The organism is Bacillus cereus group sp. N24 (genome assembly GCF_016483345.1).
In the GTDB taxonomy this organism is placed as follows: Bacteria; Bacillota; Bacilli; order Bacillales; family Bacillaceae_G; genus Bacillus_A; species Bacillus_A toyonensis.
Genome location: NZ_JAEHCA010000001.1, coordinates 172,063 through 191,033, shown reverse-complemented (window position 1 = coordinate 191,033; position 18,971 = coordinate 172,063). Strand labels below are relative to the sequence as shown.

Genomic DNA, 18,971 nt, shown 5'->3' with positions numbered 1-18,971 from the left:
ATTTTTTAGGATACTCTTTCAACATAAAATATTTTAAGAAGTATGATGAACGAAAAATATAGGGAGAGAGGGTTATGAAAATGAAGGATAACAAAGAGTTTATTGGATATGTTGGAACATACACGAAAGAAAATAGTGAAGGAATATATAAGTTTACGTTAGATGCGGAAGCAAAAACAATTAGTAATGTAACACTTGCGACCAAACTGGATAACCCTACATATGTAACGATTAACCGAAATAATGAATATCTCTATTCTGTTGTTAAGGAAGGAGAATCTGGTGGTGTAGCTACTTATTCAATTGATAGTAAAACTGGAGAGCTAACGGAAGAAAACAGACAAGTAGTAGAAGGGGCTTCTCCTTGTCATGTGAGTGTTGATAGTGGAAATCATACAGTAGTTACAGCAAATTACCATAAAGGAACGATTGAGTCTTTTGAAGTAAATGAAGAAAATGGAACTGTAAATCCTGCTACATCTATTATGGCACATGAAGGTTCAGGTCCGAATAAAGAAAGACAAGAAAAACCACATGCACATTACGCGGGATATACTCCTGATGAAAAATATGTGGTGGGTGTTGATTTAGGGATAGATAAATTAATTACGTATGAGATAAAAGATAGTACATTAACAGAAGTGAATAGTTTATCTGTAAATCCAGGAAGTGGTCCGAGACATATTACATTTCATCCGAATGGAAAATATGCGTATGTGATGACGGAGCTTAGTTCAGAGGTTATTGTGTTAACATATAATCCGTCAGAAGGGGTCTTTACAGAATTACAGTATATTTCTACCATTCCTGAAGCATTTGATGAAAATAATCAAGGAAGTGCGATTCATATTTCTTCTGACGGCAGCTTTGTATATGCAGGTAATCGTGGTCATAATAGTATTGCTGTTTTCAGTGTGGATCAAAATTCAGGTGAGCTTACATTTGTTGAACATACATCTACAGAAGGAAATTGGCCAAGAGACTTTGTATTAGATCCTACTGAAAAGTTCCTTGTTGCTACAAATGAAAAGTCGCATAATCTTGTGTTATTTTCAAGAAATGAATCTACAGGAAAGTTAACTCTTTTACAATCTGATGCTGTTGTGCCAGAGCCTGTTTGTGTTAAATTTTTAAATGTTTAAGTTATGTTCGATATATTTGAAAAATCGCTGATATAATTTTATATATCAAGAAAATAAAAAAAGCAAAGCGATATCGCTTTGCTTTTTACTGTTTCTTTTTCGGTCTACGTACTAACTCGCCGCCGCAGTTTGGACAAACGTTATGTCTTTCTTCTGTACATGGTGCACAAAACGTACATTCATACACGCAAATGTAAGCTTCAGAATCTTGCTCCAGCAATTGATCACAAATTTGACAGTTTGTTTTCATTTCTAGTGCCATAGTAATTCTCCTTTTTGTTTGAAAATTTATAATTTAATTATAATTCATTAGATAGAATTAGTCTTTTTCAATTGAAAGGAAATCGAATGATAAAGTTGTGATTTGAAATGAAAGATGCCAATTTATTTTAAAATTGATTATTTTGTGCAGTTGGAATATTATGAAATAGTCAAAAGACAACAGGGGGTATACATTTTGACTAATCATAACGATCATTTAAAAGCAAACTGCGAAAAATGCTTCGGTCTATGTTGCGTGGCGTTACCGTTCGCAGCATCGGTAGATTTTGCAGTGAATAAAGATGGTGGTAAACCATGTTCCAATTTACAATCAGATTTTAAATGTAGTATACATAAAAATCTTAGAGGAAAAGGTTATAAAGGTTGTACAGTATTTGAATGTTTCGGTGCTGGGCAGAAGATTTCTCAAGTTACGTTTAAAGGGATTGATTGGCGGAAAGATGCTAAGCATGCGAGAAAAATGTATGATGCTTTTCCGGTTATGCATCAGCTCCATGAAATGCTTTGGTATTTGAATGAGGCGATTCTATTAAAGGCGACGCAGCCAATTCATAAAGAACTAAGTAAAGCGATTGAAGAGACAGAGCGACTTTCGAATTTAAATGCGGATGAGTTAATGAAAGTAAATATTCCATTACACCGTGCAAAAGTAAATGTTTTACTTTTAGAAACGAGTGAGCTAGTTTGGAAGGAAATGAATGCTGCACGTAAGAAACGAATCATTCACCGCGGAGCAGATCTTATGGGAGCAAACCTGAAAAAGAAAAATTTACAAGGCGCGAATTTAAGGGGTGCTTATTTAATTGCAGCGAACTTAAATGGTGCAGACTTAAGAGGAGCAGATCTCATCGGAGCAGATTTAAGAGATGCAGATATTCGCGGTGCAGACTTTACAAATAGTATTTTTCTTACGCAAGTTCAAATTAATGCGGCGAAAGGGGATAAACATACGAAATTGCCGGAATTGTTATCGCGTCCCGCGCATTGGAGTGCGTAAACAGTGAGTTTATACGAACAGGCAGAGACTAAGAATCTCTGCCTGTTTTTTTATTTCTTTTCAAAAGTAGTAATTAAAACGCTACATATAATAAGAATACCACCAATAAAAAAGCTACTATTTAATGTCTCATTTAATAAGAGCCAGCCAAGTAATGATCCGACGATAGGTTGGAAGAAGAAAAATAAGGAACCGATGCTTGCATCCATTAGTTCTAATCCTTTATTCCAAAGGAAAAAGGCACCTGCCGTTGATATGACTCCTAAATATAATACGCCTAGTATTACGTACGTATTTACGGTTCCGATAGAGGCTACTTGTAGTTCCCATATCATAAAAGGTGTAATAAAAAAGAGTGAAAAGAATATGGCGTACGTTGTAATAACTAAAGATGAAAACCGAGCTGAAGCAATTTTTACATAAATGGATAGTAAAGCCCACGTAATAGCGGCTCCCACTAATATGATGGTACCGATAAAATAGGAGCCAATTTCAATATCCCATCCGATTACGATAATGACACCGATTGTCGCTATTATAGTAGATAAAAGTCTACGAGCGGTTAGCTTTTCTTTTAAAATAATTGCTGCAAATATAACCATAAATGCAGGTGTTGCGGATGTTACTAAAGAGCCTGTATGGGCGTCGGATAATTTTGTTCCGATGAATTGACATGTGATTGAAATGAAATATCCGATAAATCCAATCCAAGCGAATAATAGCCAATCTTTTTTGCGAATGGTTACTTTTTTCTTTTGTTTTTTCTCTGCTATTTTCAAAATGCCATACAAAACAACAAAAGCGATAATAAAGCGTAGCCAAACGAGTGTAAGCGGTGGGATATAATCGAGTACGTATTTGCTAACAACATACATACCGCCCCATATACTTGCTGCTAGTGATAAGCATATAGCTCCTAAAATTGTTTGTTTCATTTTGAAGTACCTCCGTCTATTTTTAGGGTATTATGAGTTCCCTAAGACGAGGCAAAGTGTATGTGTTAAATGAATGCCCGTCTTAGTTTATAGACGGCCTACAGGTTGATCGTTTTCGAATGAAGTGTTGTAGTACATGAGTGCATTCCTCCTTCATATTTTATAATGATATTATAACTTAATTTTCAGTTTATTTGGATGTTTATTGTTGTACGGAGTGGAGTCTTTAGAGAATGGAAACGGTGGTTGTCTAAGAAAGCATAGTATATGGTAAAAAAACATATTTTTAAAATAAAAGAAACCAATTACATAACTGGTAAGTATATTAAGAGTAGTATGAAAAAATAGATTGATAGAGAAAGAGGAGGAGATTTACATTACTACAACCGTTATCTCTCATTTTTATAATGAAGAGTATTTATTACCATGGTGGCTTATTCATCATACGAAACTGTTTGATCATGGCATTTTAATTAATAAAGGTTCTACAGATCGTTCAGTCGAAATTTGTAAGAAGTTCGCACCGCATTGGGAAGTACGAGATTCTGTAAATCCAGAGTTTGATGCATTTGCGACAGATCATGAAGTGATGAGGGTAGAACAAGAAGTAAAAGGATGGAAAATGATTTTAAATACGACTGAGTTTCTTTGCGTGCAAGATAAAAATCAGTTTTGGAAATCGCTAAATGAATTGGGAGGGAGGATGTATTGGCTGGAAGGGCTTATTATGGTTGATGATCCTAACTATAATTATCCGGACCTTAACTTTGGAATCCCTTTAATGAAACAGCGATTTCACGGTTATTTACCAGAAGATTGGCCGTTATGGAGAAGAGGTAGATTTATTCATAATCATGAACACGGAAGTTATACGGTTGGAAGACATTTATCAGCGCATGAATCTATGATCTATCCGCCTCTTGCTTGTATATTATGGTTTGGGTTTAGTCCGTGGAACGATGCGATGAGAAAGAGAAAGTTACAAATTGGTCCGACGCTTTCTGAAGCTAGTAAGCATGGAGGAATGGGTACGCACCATATTATTACGCCGGAAAAATTAGAAGAATGGTATAAGGATTTAGCGAGAGGAGCGCAAGATTTACGTTTTAGTGCTGCATATCGGTATGTTTTTGTATAGATGATTCCCACCATAAAATTGTTTCTTCAATTCCTGTATTTAAATCGTATGTTGGTTTCCAGTTTACTTCAGTTGTTAAACGTTCCACATTCACGCCAACGAATAAAGGTTCATCTTTAGGAAAAGGGATAGCGCCTAGTTTAATTAAATTTTCTTTTCCTATTTTTTTAGCAATGATAGAAGCTAATTCTTTAATTTGTACAGAGTGACCAGAAGCGATATTGATTGTGCCTGTAACGTTGCAGTTTAATAATGTGACAAGAGCGTTAGCGACGTCACCCACATGGAGGAAATCTCTTGATTGTTTTCCATGTGTACATAGAGCTTCCTCGTTTTTTAATAAAGAAGTGATAATGTTAGAAATGAGTCGATTGCCGTGCTCATGAGGGCCATACATATGAAAAATTCGTCCCCAACATACGCTGAGGCTGGTTTGTTGTGCATACGACTGTAACCAGGAGTGTAGTGCATTTTTACATAATGAATACGGGGTTTTATAGGAAAGGAGCGGAGAATCTTCAAATAGAATACCGTTAAACCACTCGTACTCTGCGCCAGTACCTGCTACAACGACACGTTTTCCACCGCATGCTGTAAAGTGTTGAATCAATGAGATACTGGACTTTAGCCAATAGAAATTATTAATGGATACGTAGCATGCAGGAGGAACCGCTTCCCAAGCTAAATGAATGAGGTCGCTAGGCTTAATGTCTGAAATAAATTGTTTTACTTCGTCATCACAAAGCAAGTTTACTTTATGCCAATGGCAGGAAAGGTGAGACGGTTTATTTCTATTATATGTGGCGTGAACTTCATAACCTTTTTGTATAAGGGAATGTACAACATATTTACCTATCCATCCACTACCACCTGATACAAGGATCTTCTTCATGGTTCAATCACCTCAACTTCTGGAACAGTTACTAAAAATTTGCCACCCCATTCACGAATGAAAGAGCATTCCTTCATAATTTCGTCTTTTAAATTCCAAGGAAGTATGAGAATGTAATCTGGTTTTGTACGTTTAATTTCTTCTGGAGACTTTATTGGAATACGAGTTCCTGGTAAAAGGAGATTTTGTTTGTGAGGATTTTTATCTACTGTATACGCTAGAAATTCTTTACCTATCCCGCAATAATTCAAAAGGGTGTTTCCTTTAGCTGGAGCGCCGTAGCCGATAATTTGTTTGTTTAAAGCTTTCGCTTCAATAAAAAACTTTAAAATATTTATTTTCAATTGTTCCACTCGTTTAGAAAAAAGGAGATAGCAATCTAATGTATCTAGCCCGTGATCTACTTCTTTTTGGATTAAATTTGTAACATTGGAATGGATAGTTGATTGGGCGCTTAGATGTTTTATGAAAATACGCAATGAACCACCGTGAGTTGAAAGTTCTTCTACATCAACAATTTGTAAATGATGATGAGCTAAAATTTTTTGAAGGCTTATAAGTGAGAAGTAGGAGAAGTGCTCATGATAGATAGTATCGAACTGCTTAAAAGATATAAGGTTTAATAGGTGGGGGAATTCAATTGTTATCGTACCATCTCGTTTTAATAATGTTTTTAGGCCAGCGACAAAATCATGCAAGTTCGGAACGTGTGCTAGTACGTTATTTGCGACGATTAAATCAGCTTGTGGTAATTTTTTTGCTAAGTCGTTACTGAAAAAGTTCACATTTGTAGGAATTCCTTTTTGAATTGCGATTTCTGCTACATTTTTTGCTGGCTCAATTCCTAACGTATTGATGTTTTCTTTAAGAAAGTATTGCAATAAATACCCATCGTTACTTGCGATTTCAATTACCTGCGAATTTTTCGTTAAATGGAATCGCTCAATTGCCATTTCTACGTATTGTTTGGCATGCTGTAGCCAACTTGAGGAATAAGAACTGAAGTATAAATAATCATGGAAAATATTATTAGGCGATTCAAATTCATCTAATTGCACAAGTAAACAAGAATTACAAACAAATGTGTGCAGCGGATAAAAAGGTTCCATTTTATATGAGTTTTTTGGAGCTATAAATGAGTTGGCGAGAGGGGAGACGCCTAAATCTAAAAACGAATTTGTTAGTAATGAGTGGCAAAAACGGCATTTTTTCTGTTCCATTTTATAGCCCCCTTATAAATTTTTGAATGCTTCGATTTGTTGTCGTGTGAACGATTCTATATTTTCACCGGATGCATGTTTTTCGTACCATTCAACGGTCCAAGCGATAGCAGTTTCTGTTGATAGCTTAGGAGTCCAGCCTAGTTTATTTACTGCTTTTGTACTATCGAGTGTTAAAATAGGTGATTCATAAGGAGTATTTATAGTGGGAGAAAGTATTGTTAATGGTTTATTCCATAATTTTATTACAGATTGAATGACATCATGGACGGTTCTGTTAGCCTCGTTAATTGGTCCGAAATTCCATGCTTCTGCATACTCTTTATGCTTCCAAAGTTTCTCAGCTAAAAGGATATATCCATGTAAAGGATCTAAAACATGTTGCCACGGTCGGATAGCATTTTTGTTTCGAATATTTAAAGGATGGTCTTGTAAATATGCACGAATGATATCTGGGAATAAGCGATTTTCTGCCCAATCACCACCACCGATGACATTGCCTGCCCTTACTGAGGCGAGTGAAAGGGTGTTCGTGTGAAAAAAAGATTTTTGATACGATGTTGCAACTAATTCAGCACAAGCTTTACTAGCACTGTATGGATCATAGCCCCCTAAACGGTCGGATTCTACAAATGCTCGATTACCGCTCCCATCATTCTCATAACATTTATCGCTTGTAACATTAATAATGAGACGTACGCTTTCGACGTACTTTGCTACTTCTAGTACGTGAACAGTACCTAAAACATTCGTTTTAAATGTTTCAATAGGATCTTTGTATGAAGTGGTGACGATTGGTTGAGCTGCTAAATGAAATATAATGTCGGGTTTATGTTGCCCAATGGCATGTAATAAAGAATCGTAATCTGTAATATTTCCTTTCATTGTTGTGCACTCTTTCGCTACGTTACATTGTTCAAAAAGGTTAGGGATGGATGGAGGATGAGAAGAATAGCCGATTACTTCTGCGCCTAAAGAAGTTAAAAAAAGGGTGAGCCATGAGCCTTTAAAGCCAGTATGTCCTGTAATAAATACTTTTTTCTTATTCCAAAAAGATGATGAAGTCATATTACCAGACCTTCCATGGAGCGTTATTATTTTCCCATAGCTCGACTAATTTATTCTTATCACGTAATGTATCCATTGGATGCCAAAAACCAGTATGTTGAAATGCTGCCAGTTCATTTTTGTTGACTAACTGAACTAAAGTTTCGGTTTCAAAAACAGACTTATCTCCACTAATGTAATTGAAAATATCATGATTTAAAACAAAAAACCCACCGTTAACCCATCCACCATCACCTAGTGGTTTCTCTTGAAAGGATGTGACAGATTGTTTATTTAAAACGAGAGAACCAAATCTACCAGGAGGTTGTACGGCAGTAACAGTAGCCATTTTTCCATGTTTTTTATGAAATGCAATCAGTTCTTTTATATTTACATTACTTAATCCATCGCCATAAGTGAGGCAGAAAGGTTCGTCTCCGACATAGTTTTGAATCTTTTTCACTCGTCCACCCGTTTCGGTATTAAGACCAGTATCGATTAATGTAACTTTCCATGGTTCTACACGATGAGAATGGCTAGTAATTGTGTTATCGCTTAAATGTATTGTGAAATCGGACATGTGTAAGTTGTAATTTAGAAAGAACTCTTTAATTGCATATCCTTTATAGCCTAAGCAAATAATAAACTCAGTAATCCCGTAATGACTATACAAACTCATAATGTGCCATAGAATAGGTTTCGTTCCAATTTCAATCATAGGTTTTGGTTTTAAATGTGTTTCTTCCCCAATTCTTGTACCGTACCCACCAGCAAGAATAACAGCTTTCATTTTTTCCTCCTAAAATAAAAATTTATTATATATACAGTATTCATATTTTATGCAAATGAGATTGTTTTTGATTAAACGGATGAAATTGTGTGAGGTGATGGCAAGGCAGAAAACATTAAGGTTTGAACTTTGGAAATAATTCTTGATATTCAGGATTATTACGGAGGTCTTGTGTTACGTTACTAAGTTCTAAAAAACGGGTTTCCAATTCTTCAGGAGATTGACCGTAATGTGTTTGAAGTCCCATTTGAATACCCATTTTTGAAAGGGTAGGTGTAATTTGTAATTTTCTTGCCTTGGACTGTTCATTCCAAGGGCTAAAATAAAATTTTAAAATAAATGAAGGGTAGTCATAAACTATATTCCCGTGCCGTGAATAATGTCTACCAGGTAAATATGCACCATCTAGATGATTATGAATAAATCTCCAAGCACACCCGAGTTTTGGGTTATAAGGGAAGACACCGTGGTATCGTTGTTCTACTAATGGGATAGAATATCTTGGCTTTGAATAATTGTAAATATGACTATCTATCATTAAAATCATTCTAATCGCATACATATTTTGTCCTAGTGTATGAAGAGATGAGAAAAACTCTTCTTTATTATTACAACAAAAGAACTCTGTAGTATTTAAAACGATTTTCCAACCTGAAACTTCTCTTTCAATTTCCATCACTTCAATATCAGTATTAGTTGGATCAAACTCAAGAAATCTGGAGTCTCGCACTTCCCAGTGGGGTGCGAGTAGTTTACAAATCTCTACGGAACGATCAGTAGAACCTCTATTAATTAAAATACCGTGATCGAATATTTTTGTGTGATGCATAAGCCACCATGGGAGTAAATACTCTTCGTTATAAAAATGAGAAATGATAGTCCTTTTTATGTCAATCTCCTCCTATACAAGCAATCATTATTAGTAGGATATGCTTTTAAATAAGAAAGGTTAAAAGGTGTGGGCTATATAGTGATTAGGTAATAGTTTAGTAATTTTATTGTATAGCCGTAAATTACGGGTGTAATAGTAGGTGGATCTTGTAAGTTTGTATAAATTGTGAATAACAAACCGTCACGTTTGACTGTACAGTTTATGTGTTGTATGATTGTAGTAATATAAACAAGGGGGGAAGATCGTTGGGAAGGTGTATCGAATCGGACAGTTGGCTCTCATGGCTCACGTGTCGAAACGAACGATTGATTATTATACGAATCTAGGTATCTTGAAAGCGGAGCGATCTCAATCTAATTATCGCTATTACGACGAAACAGCATTTGAGACATTACAATTTATTGAGAAGTGCAAAGAAATGCATATGCCGCTTTGTGAGATTAAAGAGAAAATCGAGGAGAAGAAGAAGCTGCTCGGTATCAATGAACACGTTTCGAAACAAGTGAATGAAGTGACAGACCATATTCATCGATTAGAAGCAGAGTTAACAGAGTTAAAGCCGCTTTTAGATGGATTGACTGATTCACAACGTGAAAAAATATCGAAATCTTTATCATGTCAAACGACAGCTTTAATACAGACACTTGCTCTATTATTATAGAATAAGTGAAATCCGACCTCTTTAATTTTTGTATCGGGCTATGTTTTCTAACGAACAAATAAGAAAACATTATAGTATACAGGAGGTGGACACCTTAGTTTTTTAACTAAGGGGATTCATTGGAAATATTTAATTTAGTCATGGTTGCGATTTTAATCGCATTTACTGGATTTTTCGTAGCAGCAGAGTTTGCGATTGTAAAAGTACGTTCAAGTCGTATTGATCAGCTTGTTGCGGAAGGGAAACGCGGTGCTTTAGCAGCGAAAAAGGTAACAACAAATTTAGATGAATATTTATCTGCTTGTCAATTAGGTATTACAGTTACAGCTATGGGATTAGGTTGGTTAGGTGAACCGACAATCGAAAAGTTATTACACCCGTTATTTGAGAAATGGAACATAAACCCTTCTATCTCATCAGTATTAACTTTTGGTCTTGCTTTTATGCTAATGACATATTTACACGTTGTAGTTGGGGAGTTAGCTCCGAAAACGTTGGCAATTCAAAAGGCTGAAAAAGTAACGTTGTTATTGGCAACGCCGTTAATGATGTTCTATAAAATCATGTATCCATTTATTTGGGTATTGAACGGTTCAGCTCGTGTTATAACTGGTTTATTCGGTTTGAAACCAGCTTCTGAACATGAAGTAGCTCATACAGAAGAAGAATTGCGTCTTATTCTTTCAGATAGCTATGAAAGTGGCGAAATTAATCAAGCTGAGTATAAGTATGTAAATAATATATTTGAATTTGATAATCGTATTGCGAAAGAGATTATGGTACCGCGAACAGAAATCGTTGGTTTCTACCTTGAAGATTCAGTAGAACAACACATGAAAGTAATCCAAAATGAGCGATATACACGTTATCCGATTTTTGGAGAAGATAAAGATGATATTATCGGTATGGTCAATGTAAAAGATTTCTTTATTCGATATATGACCGAGGATCAAAAAGATTTATCATCAATTCGCTCGTATATGCGTCCGATTATTGAAGTGATGGAAACAACTCCAATTCACGATTTATTACTGCAAATGCAGAAGAAGCGAATTCCGATGGCTGTTTTATATGATGAGTACGGAGGAACAGCTGGAATTGTAACGCTTGAAGACATTTTGGAGGAAATCGTCGGCGAAATTCGTGACGAATATGATGAAGATGAAGCACCACCAATTCAACATGTGAACGAGTACCATAAAATTGTTGATGGAAAAGTGCTTATCTCAGAAGTAAAAGATCTGTTTGGATTACACATTGAAGAAGAAGATGTGGATACAATCGGTGGATGGATTATGATGCAAAATCATGAAATTGAAGAAGGACAACATGTTGAAGCAGAAGGCTATGAATTTAAAGTGTTAGAAAAAGACGCTTACCAAATTAAACGTGTTGAAATTCGTAAAATGGAACAAGAACAAGAAGAAGAGAAAGCAGCAACTGTGTAAGTTGCTGCTTTTCTTCTAAAGTATAAAAAATGAGGAATTAGGAGCGGATATTTTGATTCAAGTAGCCTTACGTGTATATCGATTACAATTGTATGCGATCTTTAGTGGTTTACTACTTATGTGGACGATTACTCCGTTTGGAAAACAAGTGACAGGGTTCGGTATTGGATTAGCTGTAAGTGCATACTGTCTTTGGTTATTAGCTCGTAGAGTGGAGAAACTAGGAAGAAGTATCGTACTGAAAGAAAAGGCTCCTGGATTAGGGGTTTTAAACCGATTTGCAGCTGCAATTTTAGGGGCTATCATTATGTATGAAATTGAGCATGAAATGGAAATGTGGGCATTTGGTACAGGTATATTAGGTGGTCACTTTTTAATGATTGCGAATTTAGCTTATGCAAATATGCAGTTAGTGAAAGAAGAAGAGAAGCGAAGAGAAAAGGCTTCTAATAACATAGAGCTATAATAAAAGGGGCCTAATGGGGGTTCCTTTTTTTATTTAAGCGAGTGAATGGCAGGAATTAAATTAACGACAAATATAATACGCTTCTTTTTTCGGTTTTTCAATAGTAAGAAAAATAATTTAAAAAAATTAAAAAACCCATCGATTTCTAAAGCTTATGTATGTTATCATGACAAAAGACTTTTTGAAAGAGGTGGATACCAATGTTACAAGCGTTACTTATTTTTGTGCTTCAAATTATATATGTTCCAGTATTAACAATCCGAACGATTTTGCTTGTAAAGAATCAAACAAGATCCGCTGCTGGTGTAGGATTGTTAGAAGGAGCTATTTACATTGTCAGTTTAGGGATTGTGTTTCAAGATTTATCAAATTGGATGAACATCGTTGCCTATGTTATCGGCTTTAGTGCGGGACTATTATTAGGCGGTTATATAGAGAATAAATTAGCAATTGGATATATTACGTATCAAGTTAGTTTACTAGACCGTTGTAATGAATTAGTAGATGAATTACGTCACTGTGGATTTGGCGTTACAGTATTTGAAGGTGAAGGAATTAATTCTATACGTTATCGCTTAGATATCGTTGCAAAGCGCTCTAGAGAGAAAGAACTTTTAGAAATTATTAATGAAATTGCACCGAAAGCGTTTATGTCTTCTTATGAAATCCGTTCGTTTAAAGGCGGATATTTAACGAAGGCGATGAAGAAGAGAGCGTTGTTGAAGAAGAAGAAAGACGATCATGCATCGTAAAAAGGGAATAGTGCCGCTTTAAAAGCACGGCATAATCACATATGTAAAAGAGAGGAATCGAATTAGATTCCTCTCTTTTTTATAAAAAGTATGTATCTGTTAATTTAAAAAACTAAATCGTATAATTGTTTTTTCTACTAACCCTCAAATTAATGATTAGCCATATAACTTGAATAAATATCGGTATGATAAACGCGATTAATAAAACAATAAGTGATATTGATTTAATTTCGGATGTTTGAGTAACACCAGCACCATCGACATCTCGTAGCCAAATAATAGCTGCCCACACTCCAAAAAGGATAATCCAAAATATGTTACCAATCCACCAAGAAATCCATCGTTTTTTCATGTTAGCACCCCTTACATTTACCCTCTGTTAAAAGTATATTTTCGTACGTTACATTTATAATGAAATAACTCTAAAATTAATTTTTTTTAACTGTATATCTAACTTGCTTAAAAGTTATCATCTTTCCATCTATATTATCATCCTTAGTCTGCAAAAGTTGAATTTTTGGCTTGTAGTCTGTCCTATGAGCATCATTGATACCTGTAATATCAAGTTTGTAGGATTCACTATTCTTTATTTTTTGTTCCAATACTTTTTTATTAGCGACATAAATAAAAGTTACTTTATTTTCATCAATACCTTCCGTCTTAATTTCTAATTCATTATCTTTTGTTGTAATCGTTGGTGTTAATAATTCCATACTTCCGTTTCCGGTTTCTAAAGAATTTTCTGCTATAGTTGAACATCCTGATAATATGATTCCGATGAATAGAAGAACAATTAATTTCTTTTTCATAACATCCCCCAATTTCAAGTGATTTTTGATTTTGGCATTGCTAAACTGCTAGTGTGGAGCGTAAGTGTTTAGCTAGTACTCATTTTAATTGTACCATAATATGTAAAATGTAACAGGGTGTATATCCAGTTTAAGAGAGATTGAAAAGTTTACTTATTGTTGTAAATCAGTATTTTTACAGTAGATATATATTTTCTTTCGAAAGCGGTGTTGTTAAAATCATTACGAATTGGATATCCAAATATATGATGAAATGTAGACAGGAGAAAGAACTTAATACGAAGTGAACTTATTTTTTATGGAAATTAAAATTGTTACATTTTAAAATAATAATATGGAATAGATGAATTCATTCACTTCGGAGGTAGTTACTTGAACATTAACGAGAAGGCAATTGAAATGTTTGAACAAAATGAATATGAGAAAGCAATGGAACTATTTCAACGAGCGGTACATGAATCTAGAGGTGTGCAATCTCTCAATAATCTTGCTTGGATGTACTTTTATGAGGAAGAGGATGATGCTAGAGCTCTTGAATTAATAAAAGAAGTTGTTAAGTTGAATCCTTCCTCATACTTTCCTTATAACATCTTAGGGGAAATTTACATAAAACAAAAAAAGTGGGAAGAAGCGAAAGAAGTATTACAAAAGTCTATTTCGATTCAACCATCCAATGAAGCATATCACAATGTAGCTGTAGCTCATTATAACCTTGGAGAGCTGGAAAAAGCTTCGGAATTTTTCTTGCGAGTTGCAGGGGATTCGGACTATATCATGTATAGCTATGTAAAATGTTTAATTGATTTAGGGAGAACGACAGAAGCGAAAGAGAAGTTAGATACTTTTAACAGGGAATCTGATGATCTTATAGGAGAAATTCATGTAGCAGATTTATATGTCGAGTTGAATTGCTATAAAGAAGCAATTGAATGGTTCGAAAGGGGATACAAAGAAGTTTGGAAAAGCCCCAATTGGATTGGTAGATTTGTTTATGCTCTATATAAAGCTAATAATTTCACGCGTATAAATGAAGTGATACGGGAATCTATCGAAGCGAAAACAGCAGAAATAGAAGATGTTCAGACTGAAGAAGTAGAAGAAAACTGGACAGAAAAAGATAAGAAAGAGTTAATTGAGGAATATACAGAAGAGAATAATTGTTATAAAACAATGATAGAACGTATCAAATCTGGATATGTTCCAGGGTTAGAATTTGAAACTTATCATATAGGGGGTTGCTATTTATTTGGTTGTAAAAGACATAATCATCTTGAATATGAAGAATAAAAAGATTCGACTGTCAAACATGACGGTCGAATTTTTTTATTATAGGTCGCTTGTCTAAAGGTACCATCTCGACTGAAATTTGTTAAAGATGTTTCGTATCATTACATAGGTATATATCCTCCTTAAGTAATCCTTCTTTTATATTTAAAATATGTAGTGAAATAAAACCAATAAGTCCTATTCCGCCGAAAATAAGCCATGGTGTATACATTCCGTTTAAGTTGGATGTAAAAGATGTACCGGTATAATTACCGATGATAAAACCAAATGCGAGTGATAGTTGATAGAATCCGAAGTAAGTAGCTGTATATGATTCGTTACTGTAATTTGCAATAGCGATATCAGCGTTAGGTAATACGAGTGTTTCACCAATTGTAAATAAAATTACGCAAATAAATAACCAATAGGGGTGCTGGAATAAAGGGATGAGTAAAAAGGAAATGCCCATTAATAATATACCGTATTTAATAATCGACAGCGTGTTGTATTTGTGAAATAGTTTTCGAAATAACACCATAAATATAACGCCTGTTATTGCATTTATCGTAATAACGAGTGTAGCAAGCTGGTTGCTATTACTAATGTTTTTCATATGAAGTGGAAGTGCGACAGTAAGCTGAGTAAACATAATATAGAAGAAAATCATGATAAATGAAAACAGAAGGAAAGGCCTGTTTTGTAAGATAGCCTGTATTCCTAATGTAATAGACGTGTTTTCAGTAGTGACTTGGAAGTGATTTTTAAGTAAGTAAAAGATAAAAGCGAATAACAGCATAAGAGATCCTGTTAGAGAGAAAGCGTAGATTGGATCGAGTAAGAGTAAGAATCCTCCTGCAATTGGTCCGATTATTGCACCGCAATTAAAACTAAGGTTTAAATATGTAAATAAATTTTTTCTTGTATGAGCTGATTGTGAGCTGATTGTGAGCCGAATATGGCGCGAGCAGCAGGTTCGTAAAATGCGCTTCCGAAGCCAATAAGTGCAGAGGAAATAGAAATTGTATAGAAATCAGAACATATTCCTAAAGCGATAAATCCGATTCCTCTTAAAAATAATCCGGCTATCATCATGATGATATAGCCTATTTTGTCAGCAATTAACCCTGAGAATAATGGGATAACTCGTGATGTGATTGTCATAACCGTCAATACTGTTCCTACTTGGACAGCAGAAAAATGAAGAAAGGTTAATAGATAAATAGCTAAAAATGCGTATACTGCAAAATACCCAAAAGACATAAAGAATGAAGAAATAAGCATGAAACGTATCGATATTGAGAAACTTTTCATAAAACTCCTCCTAATATTGTAACCGGTAAAATTATTTAATGGTTAACCATTTTATATTATAATTATACATAAAGTCAGAAAAAAGTAAATTTTAAGAAGAAGGTGAATGGAATTGAATCAGAACGCACCACATGAATTAGAATATATTCGAGAATTTTTAAATACATGGAGAATACCAAACGATACGAGAGAAGCAATTGATTTGCTGCAAACAGAAGATAATATAAAGCAATTTATGAATAAATATTTTCATGAAGAGTTTCCATTTCATACGATAGAGGAATTAAGAGGTTTTCGAGAAGATATTCGGATGACAATTGAAGGCGAAGGATCATTGCAAAAATGGTTAGAAAAATACCCATTTCATGTACATATAAAGGAAGATATGAAAGGTATTACATATGAACCAGTATATGAAGAGAATGTGTATACAAAAGTGTTAAGCATTGTGTTAATGTCAATTCAAGAAAATGTGTGGGGAAGGTTAAAAGCATGTCCGGATTGTCGCTGGGTATTTTATGATCATTCGCGAAATGGAAGTAAAAGATGGTGCGGTATGTATGCTGGAGAAGAAGGAGGAAGAGCATGCGGTACGATTGCGAAAGTGAAAAACTACCGGGCGAAGAGAAAAGGGCGATCTGGTTATGATATGTAATTAATATTAGAGAAAGCAAAATGGATGGGGGAATGTAGAATATGAAAGGTACGCAAATGTTAGCTTTAAATAAAAAGTGTTGGGATACAGTTGCACCTTATTTCTTTCAAGTGGATTGTTTACCGAAATATGGACCGTATACGGCGTCTGAAGATGAGATTCATTTGTTCGATTCAATTAAAGATAAAAAGGTACTTAATATTGGATGTGGAAGTGGGCATTCGTTGTAATATATGGCGGAACAAGGGGCAGAGAAATTATGGGGGCTTGATCTTTCGAGTGCTCAAATTGAAATAGTGAATAAGACGTTAAAGGATTGGAATCCAAAGTTAATATGCGGAGCAATGGAAGAGGAAGGAGATATTCCGAAAGAGTATTTTGATATTGTATATTCCATCTATGCATTAGGTTGGACTTCAAATTTAGGAAAAACATTAGAACTTATTTACTCATATTTAAAGCTAGGTAGAAGCCTTATTTTTAGCTGGGAGCATCCGATATATTCAAACTTACAGTATAGTGCAGAAGAAATCGTTTTAAAGTCTTCCTATCATGAGGAAATCCCTATTACGTTTGAAACATTTAAAGGAGAAGAAGTACAAGCAACGTTATATAAATATAAGAGGAAAATAAGCACATACATAAATGAGTTAAATAGAGCGGGATTTATAATTGAGAGAATAAAAGAGCCTGAACCGTCAAGTATATTTGATGAAGAAATAGCTGAACCTTCTACGAAATATTATTCTTTATATAAAGCTAGAATGGTGCCGACTACTTTTATTGTGAAGGCAAGAAAATGAAAAATACAGCGCACACTTTTTTAGTGTGCGCTGTATTTTGTTAAAGGTCAGTACTTATCTTTTTGGTTGAAAAATATGTTGGAAAAAGTATTTGTGATGTAAGTTATCTACAACTTTATTTGCTTGATATGTGCGGTGTTGTTCGAGTCGAAGTCTTTGCTCCATCATTTTTATTGCGTGATCAGATAAACGTAACATAATACATCTCTCCTTTTCTATAAATATAGGTCTCTAAAATGATATCGATTCCAGATTTTATAGTTAAGGAGGTATACTGTGTAACATAGGCAAAAAGCACCTTCCTCTCCCATTACGCTTACGAGGTTAGCTGTCGGACTCGGGAAGTGAGAGTATCCCTACTTAAAAAAGATTCGCCCCAAGTAGCATTGCTACAAAAATGGTTCCCCCGCTCCAAAATTTGGACTCAGCAAAAGGTATTATAAAGTAAAAGATAACATAAATAAACTAATGAGTCAAACTATTTTATGTTTTCTGTCTCTTCAGTTGTGTAAGAATCATACGATCGGTAATTGTTATATCGGTTACTTCAATGAAGCCGTGTTTTTTATATAATGCAATAGCAGGGGTATTCGCTTTACCTGTTTGTACAATATATGCCATGGAAGAAGGGAACATGTTAAATATATAACTTAAGAGTTTCGTTGCAATTCCTTTTTGAAAAAAATCAGGCGATACAACTAGTCGGTGAATATCAATTAGCTGTTCTTCTTGCATAAAAGAAATAAAGCCGACAAGTTTATTTTCAGAAAAATATCCATAGAATGTTTCACCGCAATTTTGAATATCGTTTACAGTATCATATAAACGGGGGATTGCAGTACTGTTTAAATAATCTGCTTCAACTTTATAAGATGGAATTTGAACTTGTAAAATGGATGATGCAACTTCAAAAGAAGTGGCATTTAAATTAAGAATCATAGATAATGAAGCCTCCTTTGAATATGGTATATTAATATAATTGATTTTTGGGTAAGTTTGACAATGATTTTCTTTTTTGCATATAATATATGTATCTCCATACATATAATGTCCTTGCGTTTATTTTTATAGCAGAATATGGTTAGTGTAAATGAATTAGTAATCTTATATGAGAGTTTTGTTACTCTTGTATTTGATCATACAAACTATAATAGAAATGGAGGACTAAAAATGGGATGGATTATCACATTAATAGTTGGTGCTATTATAGGTGCAATTGCTAGTTCTATAACAGGTAAAAATTTCCCAGGTGGTATGTTCGGAAATATTATCGCAGGTTTATTAGGTGCTTCGTTAGGTGGTAGATTATTTGGATCTTTTGGGCCATCATTTGGTGGAATTCATGTCGTGCCAGCATTATTAGGAGCAATCGTATTAATTCTTATTGTATCATTTGTAGTGAAAGCTGCAAGGAAATAAAGATATAGATAATGATGAAAAGCCCTGAGTAAGGGCTTTTCATCAT

Annotated in this window: 21 protein-coding genes, 2 pseudogenes and 1 riboswitch; of the genes and pseudogenes, 11 read left to right on the top strand and 12 right to left on the bottom strand. The window is 34.5% G+C overall.

All coding sequences use genetic code 11. The features are described 5' to 3' along the window. The first annotated feature begins 80 nt into the window (after positions 1–80). Complete coding sequence (locus JDS95_RS00940; RefSeq protein ID WP_144467335.1) at positions 81–1,142, top strand: lactonase family protein; 1,062 nt, start codon at positions 81–83, stop codon at positions 1,140–1,142. Positions 1,143–1,227: 85 nt separating this feature from the next. Here JDS95_RS00940 and JDS95_RS00935 read toward each other — a convergent pair whose 3' ends face one another. Next, on the bottom strand, positions 1,228–1,404 hold the full coding sequence (locus JDS95_RS00935; protein ID WP_001162784.1) for a DUF1272 domain-containing protein: 177 nt from the start codon (positions 1,402–1,404) through the stop codon (positions 1,228–1,230). A 195-nt stretch (positions 1,405–1,599) separates the two neighbouring features. On the opposite strand from JDS95_RS00935, the gene JDS95_RS00930 reads away from it, so the two are divergent. After that, positions 1,600–2,421 carry a pentapeptide repeat-containing protein gene (locus JDS95_RS00930; protein WP_016108826.1) on the top strand — a complete coding sequence of 274 codons (822 nt, stop codon included), beginning with the start codon at positions 1,600–1,602 and terminating at the stop codon, positions 2,419–2,421. A 50-nt stretch (positions 2,422–2,471) separates the two neighbouring features. Here JDS95_RS00930 and JDS95_RS00925 read toward each other — a convergent pair whose 3' ends face one another. Next, a complete protein-coding gene (locus JDS95_RS00925; RefSeq protein WP_000814755.1) occupies positions 2,472–3,356 on the bottom strand; it encodes a DMT family transporter in 885 nt (294 codons plus the stop codon). A gap of 349 nt (positions 3,357–3,705) precedes the next feature. Here JDS95_RS00925 and JDS95_RS00920 point away from each other — a divergent pair, with 349 nt between their 5' ends. Beyond that, entirely contained in the window at positions 3,706–4,494 is a 789-nt protein-coding gene (locus tag JDS95_RS00920) for a glycosyltransferase family 2 protein (RefSeq protein WP_000570311.1), read from the top strand. Here JDS95_RS00920 and JDS95_RS00915 read toward each other — a convergent pair. The 5 genes from JDS95_RS00915 to JDS95_RS00895 form a co-directional block, all read right to left on the bottom strand. After that, positions 4,463–5,386 carry an NAD-dependent epimerase/dehydratase family protein gene (locus JDS95_RS00915; RefSeq protein ID WP_000723073.1) on the bottom strand — a complete coding sequence of 308 codons (924 nt, stop codon included), beginning with the start codon at positions 5,384–5,386 and terminating at the stop codon, positions 4,463–4,465. The genes JDS95_RS00920 and JDS95_RS00915 overlap by 32 nt on opposite strands. Beyond that, positions 5,383–6,606 (bottom strand): class I SAM-dependent methyltransferase, encoded by a 1,224-nt coding sequence (locus tag JDS95_RS00910; RefSeq protein WP_199690160.1) that lies wholly within the window; start codon positions 6,604–6,606, stop codon positions 5,383–5,385. The genes JDS95_RS00915 and JDS95_RS00910 overlap by 4 nt, the downstream gene beginning before the upstream one ends. 12 nt (positions 6,607–6,618) lie before the next feature. Next, entirely contained in the window at positions 6,619–7,674 is a 1,056-nt protein-coding gene (rfbG, locus tag JDS95_RS00905) for a CDP-glucose 4,6-dehydratase (protein ID WP_085450408.1), read from the bottom strand. A gap of 1 nt (position 7,675) precedes the next feature. Beyond that, positions 7,676–8,443 (bottom strand): glucose-1-phosphate cytidylyltransferase, encoded by a 768-nt coding sequence (gene rfbF, locus JDS95_RS00900; RefSeq protein ID WP_000648795.1) that lies wholly within the window; start codon positions 8,441–8,443, stop codon positions 7,676–7,678. A 115-nt stretch (positions 8,444–8,558) separates the two neighbouring features. Further along, positions 8,559–9,272: a hypothetical protein gene (locus tag JDS95_RS00895; RefSeq protein WP_000546526.1), complete on the bottom strand. Its 714-nt coding sequence runs from the start codon at positions 9,270–9,272 to the stop codon at positions 8,559–8,561. Positions 9,273–9,615: 343 nt separating this feature from the next. Here JDS95_RS00895 and JDS95_RS00890 point away from each other — a divergent pair, with 343 nt between their 5' ends. The 4 genes from JDS95_RS00890 (at position 9,616) to JDS95_RS00875 (ending at position 12,662) form a co-directional block, all read left to right on the top strand. Then, positions 9,616–9,996, top strand: coding sequence for a MerR family transcriptional regulator (locus JDS95_RS00890; RefSeq protein WP_002044232.1), 381 nt, complete (start codon positions 9,616–9,618; stop codon positions 9,994–9,996). Positions 9,997–10,115: 119 nt separating this feature from the next. Continuing rightward, a complete protein-coding gene (locus JDS95_RS00885) occupies positions 10,116–11,444 on the top strand; it encodes a hemolysin family protein (RefSeq protein WP_000402264.1) in 1,329 nt (442 codons plus the stop codon). 52 nt (positions 11,445–11,496) lie between these two features. Beyond that, entirely contained in the window at positions 11,497–11,910 is a 414-nt protein-coding gene (locus JDS95_RS00880) for an ATP synthase subunit I (protein WP_000616832.1), read from the top strand. Between the two features lie 200 nt (positions 11,911–12,110). After that, complete coding sequence (locus JDS95_RS00875; RefSeq protein ID WP_000938448.1) at positions 12,111–12,662, top strand: DUF2179 domain-containing protein; 552 nt, start codon at positions 12,111–12,113, stop codon at positions 12,660–12,662. 112 nt (positions 12,663–12,774) lie between these two features. Here the strand turns inward: JDS95_RS00875 and JDS95_RS00870 are convergent, their stop codons facing one another. Both JDS95_RS00870 and JDS95_RS00865 read right to left on the bottom strand, forming a co-directional pair. Beyond that, positions 12,775–13,014 carry a DUF3923 family protein gene (locus JDS95_RS00870; RefSeq protein WP_000747675.1) on the bottom strand — a complete coding sequence of 80 codons (240 nt, stop codon included), beginning with the start codon at positions 13,012–13,014 and terminating at the stop codon, positions 12,775–12,777. Between the two features lie 76 nt (positions 13,015–13,090). After that, a complete protein-coding gene (locus tag JDS95_RS00865; protein WP_139823501.1) occupies positions 13,091–13,471 on the bottom strand; it encodes a hypothetical protein in 381 nt (126 codons plus the stop codon). Positions 13,472–13,843: 372 nt separating this feature from the next. Here JDS95_RS00865 and JDS95_RS00860 point away from each other — a divergent pair, with 372 nt between their 5' ends. After that, entirely contained in the window at positions 13,844–14,758 is a 915-nt protein-coding gene (locus JDS95_RS00860) for a tetratricopeptide repeat protein (protein ID WP_001024439.1), read from the top strand. A gap of 82 nt (positions 14,759–14,840) precedes the next feature. Here the strand turns inward: JDS95_RS00860 and JDS95_RS00855 are convergent. Continuing rightward, positions 14,841–16,048: pseudogene (locus JDS95_RS00855) on the bottom strand (MDR family MFS transporter). A gap of 112 nt (positions 16,049–16,160) precedes the next feature. On the opposite strand from JDS95_RS00855, the gene JDS95_RS00850 reads away from it, so the two are divergent. Continuing rightward, the gene (locus JDS95_RS00850) at positions 16,161–16,703 is read left to right on the top strand and encodes a CGNR zinc finger domain-containing protein (protein WP_195755388.1); all 543 of its coding nucleotides are present in this window, start codon (positions 16,161–16,163) and stop codon (positions 16,701–16,703) included. A gap of 41 nt (positions 16,704–16,744) precedes the next feature. Next, positions 16,745–17,506, top strand: a pseudogene (locus tag JDS95_RS00840) (class I SAM-dependent methyltransferase). A 54-nt stretch (positions 17,507–17,560) separates the two neighbouring features. Here the strand turns inward: JDS95_RS00840 and JDS95_RS00835 are convergent. Together JDS95_RS00835 and JDS95_RS00830 are read right to left on the bottom strand one after the other, a co-directional pair. Continuing rightward, positions 17,561–17,704: a hypothetical protein gene (locus JDS95_RS00835; RefSeq protein ID WP_000945246.1), complete on the bottom strand. Its 144-nt coding sequence runs from the start codon at positions 17,702–17,704 to the stop codon at positions 17,561–17,563. 99 nt (positions 17,705–17,803) lie between these two features. Beyond that, positions 17,804–17,946, bottom strand: a riboswitch (cyclic di-AMP (ydaO/yuaA leader). 43 nt (positions 17,947–17,989) lie between these two features. After that, positions 17,990–18,445 carry a GNAT family N-acetyltransferase gene (locus tag JDS95_RS00830; protein ID WP_000602698.1) on the bottom strand — a complete coding sequence of 152 codons (456 nt, stop codon included), beginning with the start codon at positions 18,443–18,445 and terminating at the stop codon, positions 17,990–17,992. Between the two features lie 231 nt (positions 18,446–18,676). Between JDS95_RS00830 and JDS95_RS00825 the strand changes: the two genes are divergently transcribed. Next, entirely contained in the window at positions 18,677–18,925 is a 249-nt protein-coding gene (locus JDS95_RS00825) for a GlsB/YeaQ/YmgE family stress response membrane protein (protein ID WP_000539733.1), read from the top strand. Positions 18,926–18,971: the final 46 nt, after the last annotated feature.

Excerpts from the sequence above, each read along its gene's own strand:
- JDS95_RS00825 (WP_000539733.1), top strand. The coding sequence starts at position 18,677 with ATGGGATGGATTATCACATTAATAGTTGGTGCTATTATAGGTGCAATT.
- rfbF (WP_000648795.1), bottom strand. The coding sequence starts at position 8,443 with ATGAAAGCTGTTATTCTTGCTGGTGGGTACGGTACAAGAATTGGGGAA.
- JDS95_RS00865 (WP_139823501.1), bottom strand. The coding sequence starts at position 13,471 with ATGAAAAAGAAATTAATTGTTCTTCTATTCATCGGAATCATATTATCA.
- JDS95_RS00870 (WP_000747675.1), bottom strand. The coding sequence starts at position 13,014 with ATGAAAAAACGATGGATTTCTTGGTGGATTGGTAACATATTTTGGATT.
- JDS95_RS00940 (WP_144467335.1), top strand. The coding sequence starts at position 81 with ATGAAGGATAACAAAGAGTTTATTGGATATGTTGGAACATACACGAAA.
- JDS95_RS00925 (WP_000814755.1), bottom strand. The coding sequence starts at position 3,356 with ATGAAACAAACAATTTTAGGAGCTATATGCTTATCACTAGCAGCAAGT.
- JDS95_RS00890 (WP_002044232.1), top strand. The coding sequence starts at position 9,616 with ATGGCTCACGTGTCGAAACGAACGATTGATTATTATACGAATCTAGGT.
- JDS95_RS00835 (WP_000945246.1), bottom strand. The coding sequence starts at position 17,704 with ATGTTACGTTTATCTGATCACGCAATAAAAATGATGGAGCAAAGACTT.
- JDS95_RS00915 (WP_000723073.1), bottom strand. The coding sequence starts at position 5,386 with ATGAAGAAGATCCTTGTATCAGGTGGTAGTGGATGGATAGGTAAATAT.
- JDS95_RS00875 (WP_000938448.1), top strand. The coding sequence starts at position 12,111 with ATGTTACAAGCGTTACTTATTTTTGTGCTTCAAATTATATATGTTCCA.
- JDS95_RS00910 (WP_199690160.1), bottom strand. The coding sequence starts at position 6,606 with ATGGAACAGAAAAAATGCCGTTTTTGCCACTCATTACTAACAAATTCG.
- JDS95_RS00935 (WP_001162784.1), bottom strand. The coding sequence starts at position 1,404 with ATGGCACTAGAAATGAAAACAAACTGTCAAATTTGTGATCAATTGCTG.
- rfbG (WP_085450408.1), bottom strand. The coding sequence starts at position 7,674 with ATGACTTCATCATCTTTTTGGAATAAGAAAAAAGTATTTATTACAGGA.
- JDS95_RS00830 (WP_000602698.1), bottom strand. The coding sequence starts at position 18,445 with ATGATTCTTAATTTAAATGCCACTTCTTTTGAAGTTGCATCATCCATT.
- JDS95_RS00895 (WP_000546526.1), bottom strand. The coding sequence starts at position 9,272 with ATGCATCACACAAAAATATTCGATCACGGTATTTTAATTAATAGAGGT.